This window comes from Streptomyces sp. URMC 127 (assembly GCF_051386535.1).
Classification (GTDB): Bacteria; Actinomycetota; Actinomycetes; order Streptomycetales; family Streptomycetaceae; genus Streptomyces.
Map to the genome: position 1 here is coordinate 1 of NZ_JBPQTW010000152.1, position 16,643 is coordinate 16,643.

Consider the following 16,643-nt stretch of genomic DNA (forward strand, 5'->3'; position numbering starts at 1 on the left):
GGGCGCGGCCTGTGCCACCGTGCAGCAGGCCGCGCTCGCCGTCGCCGCCGGCCTCGCCGAGGTGGTCGTCTGCTACCGGGCCTTCAACGAGCGCTCGGGCCGCCGCTTCGGCGCCGGGGTGCAGTCGCGCGAACCCTCGGCGGAGGGCGCGGCGCTCGGCTGGGGGCTGCCGTTCGGGCTGCTCACACCGGCCTCCTGGGTCGCCATGGCCGCCCGCCGCTACCTGCACACGTACGGCCTGGAGCCGGAGGTCTTCGGGCACGTCGCCGTCACCGACCGCCGGTACGCCGCAAAGAACCCGGCCGCGTACTTCCACGGCCGCCCGATCACCCTCGCCGACCACGGCGCCTCCCGCTGGATCGCGGAGCCGCTGCGGCTGCTCGACTGCTGTCAGGAGACGGACGGCGGCCAGGCCCTGGTCGTCACCTCCACCGAGCGGGCCCGCACGCTCGCCCACCCGCCCGCCGTTATCGTCGCGGCCGCGCAGGGCGCCGGCCGCGCGCAGGAGCAGATGACCAGCTACTACCGGGACGACATCGACGCCCTCCCCGAGATGGGCGTCGTGGCCCGGCAGTTGTGGGGCAGCAGCGGCCTTCGGCCCGCGGACATCGACGTCGCCGTCCTCTACGACCACTTCACCCCGTACGTGCTGATGCAGCTGGAGGAGTTCGGCTTCTGTGGGCCGGGCGAGGGCGGCGCCTTCGTGGCGTCGGACGTCCTGCCGCTGAACACGCACGGCGGCCAGCTGGGGGAGGCGTACCTCCATGGGATGAACGGCATCGCGGAGGCGGTGCGGCAGGTGCGGGGCACCGCGGTGAACCAGGTGCCGGGCGCCGCGCGGGTGCTGGTCACCGCAGGAACCGGAGTTCCCACGTCCGGGCTGCTTCTCGGGGCAGACGGATGAACCGAGGGCGTGTCACGGAACGGCGCCGGTCCCCGGCGCCTTTGACTCCGGGTATGGACCGACGAAGGAAGATCATCGGATATCTCCTCGCCCTTATGGCGGTGGTGGCCCAGTTGATCGTCGCCGAGCCCGCGGGCGCCGGTGACCGGGGCGATCCGCGGAACGAGGGGGCGTCCGTCTTCAAGGGCTGGGGCTTCGACACCTGCCAGGCCCCGGCGCTCACCACGCTGAGCGCGTGGAAGTCGTCGGACTACCGTGCCGTCGGCGTCTACTTCGCCGGCCGCGCCCGCGCCTGCCCGCGGCAGACGTATCTGAGCGAGCGGTGGCTGGAGGGCGCCGACGACCTCGGCTGGCGCATCCTGCCGATCTACGTGGGCTCCCAGTCGCCCTGCGTGCGGGCGTCCAACAAGAAGGGCTACCCGATCGGCTCCTACCCCTTCGACCAGGGACAGTCGGAGGGCGAGGAGGCCGTCTCCCGCGCCTCCGGGCTCGGCATCGACATCCACAGCCCCCTCTACCTCGACATGGAGGCGTACGACGACAAGGACGGCGACTGCGCCCGTACGACGCTGAACTTCATCCGCGGCTGGGCCACGGCCGTGCGCAGCGCCGGCTACCTGCCGGGCTTCTACAGCAGCGCCGAGTCGGGCGTGCGGCACATGGACCGGGCGCGCCGCTCGGGCACGACGGCGCTGCCGGAGGTCCTGTGGTTCGCGCGCTGGCGGGTCGGGCCCACGACGGACGAGGAGCCGGCGATCGGGCGGACCGCGTGGCAGCCGCACCGCCGGATCCACCAGTACAAGGGCAACATCACCGAGTCCCACGGCGGGCGGAAGCTGACCGTCGACCGTAACCTGGTGGACGCGCCGGTCGCGATCATCGACTGAGCGGGATCCACTGAGCGGGATCGTTTGAGCGGGATCGACTGAGCGGGATCCACTGAGCGGGACCCACTGAGCGGGATCGTCTGAGCGGGATCGACTGAGCAGGATCGACTGAGCGGGGAGGGGGCGGCCGGGAGGGGCGGAGCCGTCTCCGACCCGCCCCCCGGTCCTCTCCCCCTCCGGGAGGTGGGGGCAGCCCCACCCGTACGACCTGAGGCGGACCGCGCTTCGGCACCTGCGGGCGATCCGCCGGGTACAGGTGCGCTCCTAGCGTTGAAGCATGACAGCAACCACGACGCCTGTGTGCACCAGCGCATCCACCGCCGTGTACCCGTCGTTCTCCTCCTACGTACGGGCACGCGGTCCGGTGCTGCAGCGCACCGCCCGCTCACTGACCTCGAACCCGTGCGACGCGGAGGACCTGCTGCAGACCGCGCTCACCAAGACCTACCTGGCCTGGGAGCGGATCGAGGACCACCGGGCCCTGGACGGCTACGTACGCCGTGCCCTGGTCAACACCCGCACCTCGCAGTGGCGCAAGCGCAAGGTCGAGGAGTTCCCCTGCGACGAGCTGCCCGAGCCCGACGCGGCCCCCTCGGCGGACCCCGCCGAGCAGCAGGCGCTGCGCGACGCGATGTGGCGGGCCGTGCTGCGGCTGCCGGTGCGGCAGCGGGCCATGGTCGTCCTCAGGTATTACGAGGACCTCACCGAGGTGCAGACGGCCGAGCTGCTCGGCGTGTCCGTCGGCACGGTCAAGAGCGCCGTCTCCCGGGCGCTCGGGAAGCTCCGCGAGGACCCGGAGCTGGCCTGCGCGGCGTAGGGGAGCGGGCCGGTCGGTCCCGGGCACGGCTGAGTACGGTCCAGGACCATGGCGCAGCATGGCGAAGGGTGGCGAAGGGTGGCGTACTCGTCACACTTCCCTCGAATGGGTGGATCGTTGCTCGCGCGCCGCTGCCTTTGCTGCCACCATGTCGTTCACCCGGCGGGGATACTCCATATTTGCGCATGGATGTGCCTCCGTTCGAACCGGATCGGATGTCCGGCTCGAACAGAGGCGACGACGATATGATCAATAGGGAGGGCGGCTAGCTGGTGATTGTGCGCAGCAATTGCTTGGCCTTCGTTCCACCGGTCCGCACGGCGGGTCCGGCGGAGTGGATCAGGCAGATGCTGGTCACGATCTCCACGGTCAGCAGGCCCGCCGCATGGGGCTCCATCTTGGAGCTGTGGATCAGCGAGACGAAGATGACGGTTGCGGCGAGCTTCGTCATCGCCCGGTCGAGGCCCTGGCCGCCGGGGCGGAGCCTCGGCTCCCGGGTGCGCACGATGTCGGCACCCGGCCCCTGAGCAGGGGGGTCATCGTTCGTGGTCATGTCAATCTCCTGGGTTGGGGATGCGGATTCCCCGCGAGTTTTTGAAGAGGCCGCGGGGCGTTCAGGCTATGGCCGGTACAGCGGTGGCCCCCCGTCGTACCGGGGCAGTTCCCGGCGTCGTTGACGGGTGTTTCCGCAGGGGCTCACGGGCTGTTTTCCGGGCCTGCGCCGATAGGTTTTCCACTCTTCGGGTCATCGAGGAATTCACCCGTTCGCGGGTACATCCGCGCGCTCGCATCGTTGACGTTGCGGGAAATATGACTAATTGCCCGGCAGGGATTTCCGCAGCCGGCGGGCCCCGGGGGCACCGCCCCGCGTTGTCCCGATCACGTCGTCCGGGCAGGCCCGGGGTAGTGACTTACCGCGAGATACCCCAGCACAATCAGCGGACGACACACGCCGTACCAGGTCTTCGGGAGGGCCCCGGTGCTGAGCACGATGCAGGACGTACCGCTCACAGTCACGCGCATCCTCGCCCATGGCGCGCTCGTGCACGGGGGCGCCACGGTGACCACCTGGACCGGGGACGGAGAGCCGCTGCGGCGCAGCTTCCGGGAGGTCGCGGAGCGGTCCGTGCAGCTGGCCCACGCCCTGCGCGACGAGCTCGGGGTGACCGGCGACCAGCGGATCGCCACCCTCATGTGGAACAACAGCGATCACCTGGAGGCGTATCTCGCGATCCCCTCCATGGGCGCCGTCCTGCACACGCTGAACCTGCGGCTGCCCGTCGAGCAGCTCGTCTACATCGTCAACCACGCCGCCGACCGCGTGGTCCTCGTCAACGGCTCGCTGCTGCCGCTGCTCGCGCCGCTCCTGCCGCACCTCCCCACCGTCGAGCACGTGATCGTCTCCGGCCCCGGCGACCGCTCCGTGCTGGAGGGCTGCCGCCCGCGCGTGCACGAGTACGAGGAACTGCTCGCGGGCCGCCCCGTCTCCGGCTACGACTGGCCGCAGCTGGACGAGCGGCAGGCCGCCGCCCTCTGCTACACCTCCGGCACCACCGGCGAGCCCAAGGGCGTGCTCTACAGCCACCGTTCGGTCTACCTCCACGCGATGGAGGTCAACGCCGCGGCGGCGTTCGGCCTGACGCCCGCCGACACCTGCCTGCCCGTCGTGCCGATGTTCCACGTCAACGCCTGGGGCCTGCCGCACGCCGCCTTCATGGCCGGTACGTCCCTGCTGATGCCCGACCGCTTCCTGCAGCCCGCGCCGCTCGCCGAGATGATCGCCTCCGAGCGGCCCACGGTCTCCGCCGGCGTCCCCACCATCTGGGCGGGGCTGCTCGCCGAGCTCGACGCGCGGCCGCGCGACCTGTCCTCACTGCGCACGGTCATCAGCGGCGGCTCGGCCGCCCCGCCCGCGATGATGCAGGGCTTCTACGAGCGCCACGGCGTACGGATCGTGCAGGCCTGGGGCATGACGGAGACCTCGCCGCTGGGCTCCGTCGCCTACCCGCCGGCCGGCCTGAGCGAAGAGGAGGAGTGGCCGTACCGCGTCACGCAGGGCCGCCTGCCCTCCTCCGTCGAGGCCCGGCTCGCCGGCCCCGGCGGGGAGATCCTGCCCTGGGACGGCAAGTCGGCCGGCGAGCTGGAGGTACGCGGGCCGTGGATCGCGGGCGCGTACTACGGCGGCGCCGCGGGCGAACCGCTCCGCCCCGAGGACAAGTTCAGCCCGGACGGCTGGCTGCGCACGGGCGACGTCGGCACGATCACCGCCGACGGCTTCCTCACCCTCACCGACCGCGCCAAGGATGTGATCAAGTCCGGCGGTGAGTGGATCTCCTCCGTCGAGCTGGAGAACCACCTGATGGCCCACCCGGATGTTGCCGAGGCGGCCGTCGTGGCCGTCCCCGACGAGAAGTGGGGCGAGCGCCCCCTCGCCACCGTCGTCCTCAAGGACGGCAGGTCAGCGGACTACGCCGCGCTGCGCGCGTTCCTCGGCGAGCGGGTCGCCCGCTGGCAGCTGCCCGAACGGTGGGCGTCGGTCGTGACCGTACCGAAGACGTCGGTCGGCAAGTTCGACAAGAAGGTGCTGCGCAAGCAGTACGCGGACGGCGAGCTGGAAGTCACCGTGCTGGGGGCGTGAGCCCTGGCCGGGAGCCGGGGCCGGGCGGCAGGCAGTCCGGCCTGGCCGGTTGCCTTCCGCGCCGGGAGGCCCTGGCCACCGGCCCTCCGCAGTCGGGCGCCCTGCCCTGAGCCCGGTCCCGTGGGACCGGGCTCCTTACGTGTTACGTGCCGCTCGGGGGCGTTCCCAGGGGTTGAGCGGGCGTGCGCGTCGCGCCGTCAGCCGCGGGTGCGGCGGCTGATGAGTGCGCCGCCCGCCCAGCCGAGGGCGACCGCCGCGGCGGCGATGGCGCAGACGCCGTTCCAGCCCCAGTGGGCGTACGCGGAGCCCGCGAGGGCGGACGCGCCCGCACCGCCGGCGAACGCCGTGACGACGTAGGCGGTGTTGGCCATGGCCGGGGTGCCGGTCGAGGCCAGTGCGCGGGTCTGGTTGGCGACCTGACCTGCCATCAGTCCGGCGTGGATGAACACGGCCCCCGCGCACAGCGCCCACAGCCGGTGTCCGCCCAGCCAGAACAGCGGCAGCGAGACGACCGTGAGCGCGTACGCCGCGGTGACGAGCCGTGGCGCGCCGAAGCGGTCGATGAGCGCGCCGGACACGGGGGCGACGGCGGTCGACACGAGGCCGAACAGGCCGAAGAGGCCGGCGGACGCGGTCGACAGGTGGAACGGTTCGTCCCCGGTGAGCAGCAGCGCGAGCGACGTCCACAGGGAGCTCCAGGCCCCGAACAGCCCGGCCTGGCGCAGGCACGCCGCGCGCAGGTCGGCGGAGCCGCGCAGCACGCCCGGCAGCGCGGCGATGGCCTTGAGCGGCCGGGAGGCGCGGCGCGGGCGGGTCTCGGCGGGCAGGAGCAGGGCGGTCAGCAGGCCGATGGCGACGGTCAGTGCGGCAGCGCCGAGGAAGACGGCGCGCCAGCCGTACGCCTGACCGGCGACCGAGCCGAGGACGCGGGCCGCGACGATGCCCGTGAACAGCCCCGCCACGACCACTGACACGTGCCGCCCGCGGCGGTCGGCGGGCGCCCGCTCGGCGACGAGCGGCACGAGCAGCTGCGGGACGACCGTCGCGGCGCAGGCCACGAGGACGGCCGCGGCCAGTCCGGGCAGGCCGGGCGCGACCGTGGCCGCGACGAGGGCCGCGCCGGCCACCGCGGAGAGCACGGCCACGAGCCGGCGGCGGTCGGCCGTGTCGCCGAGCGGGGCGAAGACCAGCAGGCCGACGGCGTAGCCGAGCTGGGCCACGGAGGCGATCCAGCCCGCGACTGCGGCGTCTTTGGTGCCCGGGGCGCCTATGGCGTCGTCAACGGCGTCTACGGGTGCGGGCGTGCGTGTGGGTGTCGGCATGAGTGGCGGGTCCCCCTGGCAGTGCTGTAACCAACTGGTTGGTTGCAAGTTTCACGTGAAACAGAACGTGCTGTCAACCGAATAGTTGGTTACGCTGGGTGCATGGCAGCAGTGAGGGATCCCGAGGCCACCAAGGCGCGCATCTTCGCCGCGGCCACCGCCGAGTTCGCGGCGCACGGCATCGCCGGTGCGCGCGTCGACCGCATCGCCCGCGAGGCGAAGGCGAACAAGCAGCTCATCTACGCCTACTTCGGCGACAAGGCGGAGCTCTTCTCGCAGGTCCTCCAGCAGGCGTTGCTGGAGCTCGCCTCCGCCGTGCCCGTGGATGCCGACGACCCCGACTGCTATGTCGACCGCCTCATGGCGTACCACCGGGCCCACCCCGAGCTGGTGCGGCTGCTCCTGTGGGAGGGCCTGGAGTACGGGAACGGTGAGATCCCGCACGAGGCGGAGCGGCGCGACCGCTACGACGCCAAGGCCGCGGCCTTCGCCGCCGCGCAGGAGAAGGGGCGCGTCGACAAGGGGCTGCCGCCGCGGCACCTGCTCTTCATGATCAGCGCGCTGGCCGGGTGGGCCACGGCCGTTCCCCAGTTCCGCAGGCTGCTCGTCGGCGGCACGGAGGACGACCTGTCCGGTCTGAGGGAGTCCGTGCGGACGGCGGCAGCGCGGATCACCCGGCCGGTCGGGGATCCGGTCGGGGAGGACGGGACGACCGAGGAGGCGGGATCGGTCGCAGCCGAGGGCTGACCCGGGAGGCGGAGGGTCGGCCCGCGGCCCCGCAGGCCGGTCGACCCGCAGGCGTGTCGACCCGTAGGCCTTTGGACCTGCAGGCCCGTTGACCTGCAGCCCGTCGCCCCGCCTGCCGGCCGCTCAGGCTGCCACTACCGGCCCGCTCGCCTCAGTCCGTTCCAACCTTCGACAGCAAGTCCACGATCCGGCCCTGTACCTCCGCGCTGGTCGAGCGTTCCGCCAGGAACAGCACCGTCTCCCCGGAGGCCAGGCGTGAGAACTGGGTCGGGTCGACGATTCCGGCCGAGGTGTAGACGACCAGCGGGGTGCGCTTGAGGAGGCCGTTGCCGCGGAGCCAGTCGACGATGCCCGCGCGCCGGCGGCGCACCTGCATCAGGTCCATCACCACCAGGTTCGGCGGCACCTGCGTCGCGAGCGTCACCGCCTCGGCGTCCGTCGCCGCGCGCGCCACCTGCATGCCGCGCTGCTCCAGAGTCGCCGTCAGCGCGTCCGCGACCGGCTCGTGTTCCTCGATCAGGAGCACGCGGGGCGGGTGCATCTCGCTGTCGCGCGGCGCCAGCGCCTTCAGCAGGACCGCCGGGTCCGCGCCGTAGGCCGCCTCGCGCGTCGCCTGCCCGAGCCCGGCCGTCACCAGCACCGGGACCTCGGCCGAGACGGCCGCTTCGCGCAGCGACTGCAGCGCGGTGCGGGTGATCGGTCCGGTCAGCGGGTCCACGAACAGCGCCGCCGGGTAGGCCGCCGTCTGCGCGTCGACCTCCTCGCGCGAGCGCACGAGCACCGGGCGGTAGCCGCGCTCGGTCAGCGCCGCCTCCGTGGACGGGTCCGGGGCGGGCCATACGAGGAGCCGGCGCGGGTTGTCGAGCGGCTCGGGGGGCAGCTCGTCGTCCATCGGGCGGCGCGGGGCGTTCATCACCTCGACCGCGCTGTTGGGGCCGTCGAGGGGCTCCGGCCCTTCCGAACCCTCGTCCGGTGCTCCTATGGCGAAGGCCCGGCCCTCCTGGGCGTCGAGCAGCGGCGGACGCGACGGCACCGCGGAGGGGGCCGACGGGGCCGCGGCGGCCGCGCGCGGTGCCTGCGCCTGCGTCTGGGCGTGCGCCTGGTCCGGCTCCTGCTGCGGGGTGCGCTCGCGGTCGCCCTCGGCCGGGTTGCCGAGCCGCCGGCGACGGCCCGAACCGCCGGCCGGCGCCGGCTCCTGGCCGGGCTGGGCGAACGGCGCGGCCTGGCCCAGCGCGCGCACGCTGATCGGCCGCCCGGACGTGTCCGAACCGCCCTGCGCCGCTGCCGCGCCCGGCTCCTCGGCGAGCGGGCGGCGGGCCCGGCGGCGGCCCGTCGGGGCGGGAACGCCTGCGGCGGTCTGGTCGGCAGGGGCGCCCGTGCCGCCCGGCGCGGGGCGGGCACTCTCGCCCTCGGGCGCGGCCGCCGCGGGCACGCCACCCGGGTACGGGGACGGACCGCTCGGGGCACCGGCCTGCGGGGCGGCACCCGGCGCGGCGGGCGCGGGCGCGTCGGGGCCGGGCGCGGGAGCCGCCGCGGCGCCGGGGGCGGCCGGGGCGTCCTGGCCGAGGAAGGCGGACGTGCCACCGCCGCCGCCCACGGGCGCGGGGCCGTGCTGGCTGACGGGCGTGACGGGCGAGGGGCCGTGCTGACCCGGGAACGGCGCCCGCGGGGCCGGCTGCCCGCTGTGGCCGGCGCCGGAAGCGGCCGGGGCGTCCTGTCCGGGGAACGGCGCGGGCGCCGCCCCGGGCCGGGGTCCGCCCGCTGCCGGGGTGCCCTGGCCGAGGAAGGCCGAGGTGCCGCCCTGGCCCGGGTGCGGGGCCGGGCGGTTCCCGGCGCTCGCGGGTACGGGCTCGCCGCCCTGGGCGGGGAAGGCCGGCGGTGCCTCGTTCCGGGCATTCGGCCCGGAGGCCTGTCCGGGGAGTCCGGGGAACGGCGCGGGCGCCGCCCCGGGGCGCGGTCCGCCCGCTGCCGGGGCGTCCTGGCCGAGGAACGCGGAAGTGCCGCCCTGGCCCGGGTGAGGGGTTCCGGCAGGCGTGGGCGCGGGGCCGCCCCGTACGCCCTCGGCGCCCGGGAACGGCGCCGGGCCGGCCGCGGCCGCGAACCGTCCCGCTTCACCCCGCTCCGGGTGCGCGTGCACCGCACCCGCCGGGGCCTCGTCGTCCGCGGGCTTGCGCGGGGCGCCGGGCAGGCCGGTCGCCGCCGGGGCCGCGCCCGCGCCCTGCGGGCGGTCCGCCTCCGCGGGCGGCAGGGCGAACGCCGTCCGCGGCCCCGCGGGCTCTCCCGTGGACTGGCCCGGAATCGGGCGCTCCGGTGAATCCGTGAGGGCCCGCCGGGCACGACGGCCCGTCGGGGCCGCCGCCGGGGCGGACTCCGGAGTGCGGTCCGCTTCGGCGGGCGGCAGCGCGAACGCCGTCCGCGGCGCGCCCTCCGCCTGCGGCGATGCCTGCTGCTGCGGCTGCTGCTCGCGGCGCGCACGTCGGCCCGTGGGGCCGGCCGGTGCGCCCTGGGCCTGCGGCGGTACGAGCCCGCTCGCGTCGCCGTCGCCACCAGGGCCCGCGGCGGCATCCGCCGCACCGCCCCGCCCGTGGCGGTTGGAGCGCGCCCCGGGCACGCCCTCGCCGTCAGTCGGCACGGCTTCCTCGTCGGTGCGCGGCTTGGCGCGCCGCCGCCCCGTGGGCGGCGTGTCATCGCTCTGCTGAGGGGACTGCTGGGGGGCCTGAGGGGACTGGGGGGCCTGCGCGGTCTGCGCGGTCTGCACGGACTGCTGTGCCGCGCCACCGTCACCCGGAGTCTCGCCGTCCACCCCGCGACGCGCCCGCCGCCCGCCACCCTGCGCCCCGACGCCGGCCGGACCAGCCGGAACCGGGCCAGCCGGAGCCGGACCGGCAGCGCGAGCCGAACCAGCAGCCGAACCAACAGCCGGGGGAGCAGCCGAACCGGCGGCCGGAGCGGCACCCCCGCCCGCCTCCGCCGTGCCGCGCGCCCGCTGGGACGGCACCGGCATGACGGTCGTGGCGTTCATGGTGTCCGTGGCGGACCGCCGCTCCGTGGCGGCGGGGCTCACCGGCCCGCCTTTCGCGGAGACGGGCACCTCCAGGACGTACGCGCTGCCGCCGGACGCGCCCGGCACGTCGTGTGTCTGCAGCACGCCGCCGTGCGCGCGCACGATGCCGCGCACGATCGGCTCGTGGACGGGATCGCCGCCCGCGTAGGGCCCCCGCACCTCGATCCGTACGACTTCGCCGCGCTGCGCCGCCGCCACGACGATCGTGGAGTCGCCGGAGGGCGCGCCGCCCGCGGGGGCGTTGCCCGTGGCGTCGACGCCGGCGACGTCCGCGATCAGGTGGGCCAGCGCCTGCGCGAACCGCTCCGCGTCGACCTCGGCCTCGATCGCGGGCGCGTGCACCGCGAACTGCGCCCGCCCGGGCCCGATCAGCTCGACCGCGCCCTCGACGCCCGCGGCCACGACCTCGTCGAGCGCGACCGTCTCCCGCTCCAGCTTGGCCTCGCCGGCGTCCAGCTGCTGGTAGGCGAGGACGTTGTCGACGAGGGTGGTCATCCGGGCGTACCCGGCGGAGAGGTGGTGCAGGATCTGGTTGGCCTCGGGCCACAGCTGGCCGGCCGGGTCGGCGGCCAGGGTCCCGAGCTCGGCGCGCAGTTGCTCCAGGGGGCCGCGCAGCGACTCCTTCAGGACGGCCTGCAGCTGGGCGTGGCGCGCGGCGAGCGCGTCGTACGGGCGGCGGTCGGTGAAGGTCATCACGGCGCCGACGAGCTGGTCGCCGTCGCGCACGGGGGCCGTGGTGAGGTCGACCGGGACCGCCCGGCCGTCCTTGGCCCACAGCACCTGCCCGCGCACGCGGTGCTTGCGCCCCGAGCGCAGCGTGTCGCAGACCGGGGACTCCTCGTACGGGAACGGCGTGCCGTCCGGCCGGGAGTGGTGGATCAGCGGGTGCAGCTCCTTCCCGCCGAGATCGCTGGCGCGGTAGCCGAGGATCTGCGCGGCGGAGGGGTTGAGCAGCACGATCTTGCCCGCGGTGTCGACGCCGACGACGCCCTCGGCGGCGGCGCGCAGGATCATCTCGGTCTGCCGCTGCTGCCGGGCGAGTTCGGCCTCGGTGTCGAGCGTGCCCGTGAGGTCACGGACGACGATCATGAGGAGTTCGTCGCCGGTGTAGGGCTGGTGGTCGGCGTACGGGGTGCGGCCGTCCTCCAGGTTCGCGCTCGTCACCTCGACGGGGAACTGCGAGCCGTCGGTGCGCCGGGCGATCATGCGCGTGGGCTTGGTGCGGGCGTCGCCGTCCGGAGGACGGATCGAACCGGGGATGCGCCGCGAGTCGAAGTCGGGCAGCAGGGAGAGCAGTCCGCGGCCGACCAGGCCCGTGCCGGGGACCTCGAAGGTCTCCAGCGCTATGTGGTTGGCGTTGACGACCGTGCCGTTGCAGTTGACGAGCAACAGGGCGTCGGGGAGGGCGTCGAGTATGGCTGCGAGGCGAGCAGCGCCTCGGGATGGCCTGCTGCTCACGACGACGCTTCCTCCCTGGTTACCGCATCTTGCAGACCGCGCCGGGCGGGCTGGCCGCCGCGCCGTGGCGTGTCACTGGAGCGCAGTCTACGGGCTGCCGGGGCGGGCGCGGCGGCGGACGAGACGTGCGGCGAGGCGCGCCGTACGGGCGCCGTGGGGCGTCTGCCGCAGGCCCGACATGTCTTATGTGTCAGACCTTGTGGTGGACATAGTGGTGGACATAGCGGTCGGCCGGCAGGCGGCCTGCGGCCGGTCGGCAGGGGGCCGGCCGGCGTGCCGGACGCGGTGCCGGCGGGCGGTCAGCGGATCCCCGGCCAGCCCCGCACCGGGGTGCCGAGCAGGCGGGAGAACTTCTCCCAGCGGTCGATCTCGCAGCCGTTCGTCCGCTTGAACTCGGCCCGCACGGGGCGGCCGGCCCACTGGCCGGTGACGCGCGCCCGCTGCGGGCCGCCGTAGATCATCGTGCAGACCGCGCCCTCGGCGACGGGGGCGAAGGGGTCCTTGCCCCAGGTGGTCTGGCCGTCGATCTGGCGGCACGCCTCCCGGGCGCGCGGGTGGGTGCCGCCGTCCGGATGGCAGTAGAGATAGGTGGAGGTCTCGCTGCCGTCGAATCTGCCGTTGTGGCTGACGGTCACGGTGAGGTGATCGAAGCCCTCGGGGTTCGACGGAGGCATGGGGAGCCCGGAGGCCGGTGCGGCGGCTGAGACGGAGGGGACGGCGAGCAGGGCCGCCGGGGCCAGAGCGACGGCGGCGAGGGCGATACGGCGGAGCGGCATGCGTGACTCCCGGGGGCAGGCGAGGCGGACCGGGGGCGCGCAGGGCCCGGCCGATCCCTTCACCCTTCTAACGCGCCGGGCGGCAACGCGTTGCGCTCCGGAAAACGTCTTTGCCCCGCCCGGTGAAAGCCCGGTACCGTAGGGGTGCGATTGGTGAGCGGGCAGGAGACTGTGCCATCATCTGCATCGCACCACTCGTATGCGTACGGGTGGGCTGGAGGCGTCGCCTAGTCCGGTCTATGGCGCCGCACTGCTAATGCGGTTTGGGCCTTAAAGCCCATCGAGGGTTCAAATCCCTCCGCCTCCGCAGCACCGGTGAGCCCCGGTCGTCCCCGAGACGACCGGGGCTTTCGCGTTTGCGGGTGGTGGGGGCAGCGGGTGGACGGGGCGGGTGGCTGCTCCTCCGGTAGCGGCTGCTCCTCCGGTCGTCCCCCGATCGCCTCTCCCGGACGGCCGTCCCGATGTTCGTCCCGATCGTTCGTCCCGATCGTCCACCAGGGGCCTCCGAATGTCGTTTCCGCAGGTCAGAGGTCGTATGGGGAATGGATTTCGCGTGGCGGCGGAGTTCATGTAATGTTGTCCACGCAACGCCGACCGGCAAGAAAACGCCGGGAAGCCGAGCGCTCGTAGCTTAACGGATAGAGCACTTGACTACGGATCAAGAGGTTGCAGGTTCGAATCCTGCCGAGCGCACAGCCGGAAGTCTTCGGACTCCCGACCGTCGCGGGGTGGAGCAGCTCGGTAGCTCGCTGGGCTCATAACCCAGAGGTCGCAGGTTCAAATCCTGTCCCCGCTACTAAGACCGCAGGCCCGGTACCTCAGGTACCGGGCCTGCGGCGTATTCCGGCGCGTCCGGAGGACTGGGCTCTGGAGGGATCCGGAGGGTTCCGGTCGCGCTCACGGCCGGGCGGGATTCTCAGGAGAATCACAGGGAGCCGAAAGCTGCCTCTCACGCGCCGCTCGCACCCTCGTCACCATGACGGCCGACCCCTTCCTCTCCCCAGCCGCTTCCTCCTCCACAGCCGCCGCTCCTCTCCTGCGTGAGGACGGCGGCCCTGTTCGCGTCCTCGTCGTGGACGACGAGGCGTCGCTTGCCGAGCTGCTCTGCCTCGCCCTCCGCTACGAGGGCTGGGAGGTGCGGTCCGCCGCGGGCGGCGCCGAGGCCGTGCGGGTCGCGCGGGACTTCGCGCCGGACGCCGTCGTCCTGGACGTGACGCTGCCCGACCTGGACGGGCTGACCGTGCTGGGCCGGCTGCGCCGCGAACGCCCCGGCGTGCCGGTGCTCTTCCTCACCGGCAAGGACTCCGGCAAGGACTCCGGCAAGGACCGCATCGCCGGGCTCACCGCAGGTGGCGACGACTACGTGACCAAGCCGTTCGGCCTGGAGGAGGTCGTCGCCCGGCTGCGCGGGCTGCTGCGCCGGGCCCGCGCCGTCGCGCCGCGCCCCCGCTCCGTCCTCACCGTGGGCGACCTCGTCCTGGACGAGGACAGCCACGAGGTCTCGCGCGGCGGCACCGGCATCCACCTCACCGCGACCGAGTTCGAGCTCCTGCGCTTCCTCATGCGCAACCCGCGCCGGGTCCTCAGCAAGCCGCAGATCCTCGACCGGGTCTGGTCGTACGACTTCGGCGGCCGGGCCAACGTCGTCGAGCTGTACATCTCGTACCTGCGGCGGAAGATCGACGCCGGGCGGGAGCCGATGATCCACACGCGGCGGGGCGCCGGCTACCTCATCAAGCCGGCCTCGCCGGCGTGAGCCGGCGCCACCCGCCCGGCTGCGCCTGCCCCGCTCCGCCGGACCCGCGGCGCGGCGAGCCGCGAGGGTGGCGGCGACGGCGACGAAGGTCTCCGAACTCCCCCTGCACGAGGGCCAAGTGCGCTGCACGAGCGGGTGCCGGAGGCCGAGGCCGATCCGCGGACCGAGGACGGGCAGGTCGGTGCGGCGCGCTCAACCGCATGCTGGGGCACGAGGGTTCGACGCTGACGGTACGTCAGGGGACTGGGGCGCGGGGCGCGGGTGCGGCAGTTCGTCGCCGACGCGAGTCGCGAGCGCCCACGCCGACGGGGACGCCGGTCACCGTGCGGTGTGCCTCCCGCGAGCGCGCTGCCGCGGCCGGTGGAGGTCTCGTAGAAAACCCGCTTGTACGGCGTAGAGGAGCTCTTGTACGGTGTACGACGACACGGACTCGTACACCGTACAAGGGGGATCTCGCATGACCGCGCCGACCAAGGAATCACCGAGCGCTGCGGAGGAGCTGCCGCAGCGCAATCCCACGCGCTGGCTGGTGCTCGGCGTGATCTGCCTCGCCCAGCTCACCGTGCTGCTCGACAACACCGTGCTGACCGTCGCGATCCCCTCCCTCACCGAGGAGATGGGCGCCGCGACGTCCGATGTCCAGTGGATGATCAACGCGTACTCGCTGGTCCAGGCCGGACTGCTGCTCACCGCGGGCAGCGCCGCCGACCGCTACGGCCGCAAGAAGCTGCTCGCCGCCGGGCTCGCGCTCTTCGGGATCGGCTCCCTCGGCGGTGCCCTGTCCGAGACGACCGGGCAGCTGATCGCCGCGCGGGCCGGCATGGGCGTCGGCGGTGCGCTGCTGATGACCACGACCCTCGCCGTCGTCGTCCAGGTCTTCGACGAGGCCGAGCGGACGAAGGCGATCGGGCTGTGGGGCGCGGTGGGCTCGCTGGGCTTCGCCGCCGGGCCGCTGATCGGCGGCGCGCTCCTCAACCACTTCTGGTGGGGCTCGATCTTCCTGATCAACCTGCCGGTGGCGCTGCTCGGGCTGCTGGCCGTCCTCAAGTGGGTGCCGGAGTCCAAGAACCCGGCCGGTGAGCGGCCCGACCTGCTCGGTGCGCTGCTGTCCACGATCGGCATGACCGGGGTCACCTTCGCGATCATCTCCGGGCCGGGGCACGGCTGGACGTCCGCGCGGGTGCAGGTCTCCGCGGGCGTCGGCGTGGTGGTGCTGGCCGCGTTCGCGGTGTGGGAGCGGCGGGCGCCCTACCCCATGCTCGACATGGCCTTCTTCCGCAACCGGCGCTTCGTCGGCGCGGTCTCCGGGTCCATCCTGGTCGCCTTCGGCATGGGCGGGTCCTTCTTCCTCCTCACCCAGCACCTGCAACTCGTCCTCGGCTACGACCCGCTGGAGACCGGTCTGCGGATGTCGCCGCTGGCGCTCGTCATCGTCGTCCTCAACCTGACCGGGGTCGGCGCGCGGCTCCTGCCGAAGGTCGGCACGCCCGTCGCCATCGCCGGCGGCATGGGGCTGCTCGCGGCGGGGCTCGCGGCGATCGCGGTGCTGGGCGCCGACGGGTACGGCGGGATGCTCTTCGGGCTCGTGCTGATGGGCATCGGCATCGCGCTGTCCATGCCCGCCATGGCTACGGCGATCATGTCCGCGATCCCGCCGGAGAAGGCGGGTGTCGGCGCCGGCGTGAACGGCACGCTCCAGGAGTGCGGCAACGGGCTGGGCGTCGCGGTGCTGGGCGCCGTCCTCAACTCGCGCTTCGCGGCGCTGCTGCCGGCGGTGGCCGCGGGGGCGGGGTCGCTGCCGGCGGCGCTGGCCGAGGCCCGTACGGACGGGGAGCGTGCGGCGATCGCCGACGCGTTCGCCACGGGCGTCCACAGCAGTCAGCTGGTCGGCGCGGCGGCGGTCCTGGCGGGCGGCCTCACCGCGGCGGTCCTCCTGCGGAGGGCGGAACGGGCGCGGTAGCCCGGCGCGGAGCCCTTATCCGCCGCGGCGGGGGTCGGCGGTGCCGGACCGTCCTTGAGGTGGTTTCGGCACCGCCGGGTTGGTGGTGTGTGGTTGTTCGCCGTTGCGGCGGGGGGTGTTTCGGGGCCTGCGGCCCTGCCGGCCGGGCTCCGCGGGGGTGGGCCCGGTTTCCACGGGCGGCGGGGGTGTTTCCGGGGCGCCGCCCCGGAGTTTTTGTCCGCCGCGGCGGTGATCAGCCCTCGCGGCGGGGGTCGGCGGTGCCGGGCTGGCCTGGGGTGGTTTCGGCACCGCCGCAACGGCGAACAACCACACAC

At 74.0% G+C, this 16,643-nt stretch carries 11 protein-coding genes, 3 tRNA genes and 1 pseudogene; 11 read left to right on the plus strand and 4 right to left on the minus strand.

Annotation, left to right across the window (positions count from 1 at the left end):
• From ACSNOH_RS24960 to ACSNOH_RS24970, 3 genes are all read left to right on the plus strand, one after another.
• The coding region (locus ACSNOH_RS24960) for a thiolase C-terminal domain-containing protein (RefSeq protein WP_436723667.1) at positions 1 to 904 on the plus strand (904 nt) is incomplete at its 5' end.
• 53 nt (positions 905 to 957) lie between these two features.
• Positions 958 to 1,791: a DUF1906 domain-containing protein gene (locus ACSNOH_RS24965; protein ID WP_436723668.1), complete on the plus strand. Its 834-nt coding sequence runs from the start codon at positions 958 to 960 to the stop codon at positions 1,789 to 1,791.
• A 277-nt stretch (positions 1,792 to 2,068) separates the two neighbouring features.
• Positions 2,069 to 2,608 carry a SigE family RNA polymerase sigma factor gene (locus ACSNOH_RS24970; protein WP_030366730.1) on the plus strand — a complete coding sequence of 180 codons (540 nt, stop codon included), beginning with the start codon at positions 2,069 to 2,071 and terminating at the stop codon, positions 2,606 to 2,608.
• Positions 2,609 to 2,873: 265 nt separating this feature from the next.
• On the opposite strand, the gene ACSNOH_RS24975 is transcribed toward ACSNOH_RS24970, so the two are convergent.
• Positions 2,874 to 3,161, minus strand: coding sequence for a hypothetical protein (locus ACSNOH_RS24975; RefSeq protein WP_436723669.1), 288 nt, complete (start codon positions 3,159 to 3,161; stop codon positions 2,874 to 2,876).
• 426 nt (positions 3,162 to 3,587) lie between these two features.
• On the opposite strand from ACSNOH_RS24975, the gene ACSNOH_RS24980 reads away from it, so the two are divergent.
• Positions 3,588 to 5,246: a long-chain fatty acid--CoA ligase gene (locus tag ACSNOH_RS24980; RefSeq protein WP_436723670.1), complete on the plus strand. Its 1,659-nt coding sequence runs from the start codon at positions 3,588 to 3,590 to the stop codon at positions 5,244 to 5,246.
• A 197-nt stretch (positions 5,247 to 5,443) separates the two neighbouring features.
• Here ACSNOH_RS24980 and ACSNOH_RS24985 read toward each other — a convergent pair whose 3' ends face one another.
• Complete coding sequence (locus ACSNOH_RS24985) at positions 5,444 to 6,568, minus strand: MFS transporter (protein ID WP_436723671.1); 1,125 nt, start codon at positions 6,566 to 6,568, stop codon at positions 5,444 to 5,446.
• A 102-nt stretch (positions 6,569 to 6,670) separates the two neighbouring features.
• On the opposite strand from ACSNOH_RS24985, the gene ACSNOH_RS24990 reads away from it, so the two are divergent.
• Positions 6,671 to 7,315 (plus strand): TetR family transcriptional regulator, encoded by a 645-nt coding sequence (locus tag ACSNOH_RS24990; protein WP_436723672.1) that lies wholly within the window; start codon positions 6,671 to 6,673, stop codon positions 7,313 to 7,315.
• A 151-nt stretch (positions 7,316 to 7,466) separates the two neighbouring features.
• On the opposite strand, the gene ACSNOH_RS24995 is transcribed toward ACSNOH_RS24990, so the two are convergent.
• Together ACSNOH_RS24995 and ACSNOH_RS25000 are read right to left on the minus strand one after the other, a co-directional pair.
• Positions 7,467 to 11,837, minus strand: coding sequence for a PAS domain-containing protein (locus ACSNOH_RS24995; RefSeq protein WP_436723673.1), 4,371 nt, complete (start codon positions 11,835 to 11,837; stop codon positions 7,467 to 7,469).
• 299 nt (positions 11,838 to 12,136) lie between these two features.
• The gene (locus ACSNOH_RS25000; RefSeq protein WP_436723674.1) at positions 12,137 to 12,613 is read right to left on the minus strand and encodes an SSI family serine proteinase inhibitor; all 477 of its coding nucleotides are present in this window, start codon (positions 12,611 to 12,613) and stop codon (positions 12,137 to 12,139) included.
• Between the two features lie 216 nt (positions 12,614 to 12,829).
• Between ACSNOH_RS25000 and ACSNOH_RS25005 the strand changes: the two genes are divergently transcribed.
• From ACSNOH_RS25005 to ACSNOH_RS25030, 6 genes and pseudogenes are all read left to right on the plus strand, one after another.
• Positions 12,830 to 12,920: transfer RNA gene (locus tag ACSNOH_RS25005), tRNA-Ser, on the plus strand.
• A gap of 313 nt (positions 12,921 to 13,233) precedes the next feature.
• Positions 13,234 to 13,306, plus strand: a tRNA-Arg gene (locus ACSNOH_RS25010).
• Positions 13,307 to 13,335: 29 nt separating this feature from the next.
• Positions 13,336 to 13,409 (plus strand) — tRNA-Met (locus ACSNOH_RS25015).
• 180 nt (positions 13,410 to 13,589) lie between these two features.
• Entirely contained in the window at positions 13,590 to 14,369 is a 780-nt protein-coding gene (locus ACSNOH_RS25020; protein WP_436723675.1) for a response regulator transcription factor, read from the plus strand.
• 40 nt (positions 14,370 to 14,409) lie between these two features.
• Positions 14,410 to 14,663 (plus strand): annotated as a pseudogene (locus ACSNOH_RS25025) (two-component sensor histidine kinase); the annotation flags it as partial.
• Between the two features lie 163 nt (positions 14,664 to 14,826).
• The gene (locus tag ACSNOH_RS25030; RefSeq protein ID WP_436723676.1) at positions 14,827 to 16,329 is read left to right on the plus strand and encodes an MFS transporter; all 1,503 of its coding nucleotides are present in this window, start codon (positions 14,827 to 14,829) and stop codon (positions 16,327 to 16,329) included.
• Positions 16,330 to 16,643: the final 314 nt, after the last annotated feature.

Coding starts and splice junctions, on each gene's coding strand:
- ACSNOH_RS24965 (WP_436723668.1), top strand. CDS start 958: ATGGACCGACGAAGGAAGATCATCGGATATCTCCTCGCCCTTATGGCG.
- ACSNOH_RS24970 (WP_030366730.1), top strand. CDS start 2,069: ATGACAGCAACCACGACGCCTGTGTGCACCAGCGCATCCACCGCCGTG.
- ACSNOH_RS24975 (WP_436723669.1), bottom strand. CDS start 3,161: ATGACCACGAACGATGACCCCCCTGCTCAGGGGCCGGGTGCCGACATC.
- ACSNOH_RS24985 (WP_436723671.1), bottom strand. CDS start 6,568: ATGCCGACACCCACACGCACGCCCGCACCCGTAGACGCCGTTGACGAC.
- ACSNOH_RS24990 (WP_436723672.1), top strand. CDS start 6,671: ATGGCAGCAGTGAGGGATCCCGAGGCCACCAAGGCGCGCATCTTCGCC.
- ACSNOH_RS25000 (WP_436723674.1), bottom strand. CDS start 12,613: ATGCCGCTCCGCCGTATCGCCCTCGCCGCCGTCGCTCTGGCCCCGGCG.
- ACSNOH_RS25020 (WP_436723675.1), top strand. CDS start 13,590: ATGACGGCCGACCCCTTCCTCTCCCCAGCCGCTTCCTCCTCCACAGCC.
- ACSNOH_RS25030 (WP_436723676.1), top strand. CDS start 14,827: ATGACCGCGCCGACCAAGGAATCACCGAGCGCTGCGGAGGAGCTGCCG.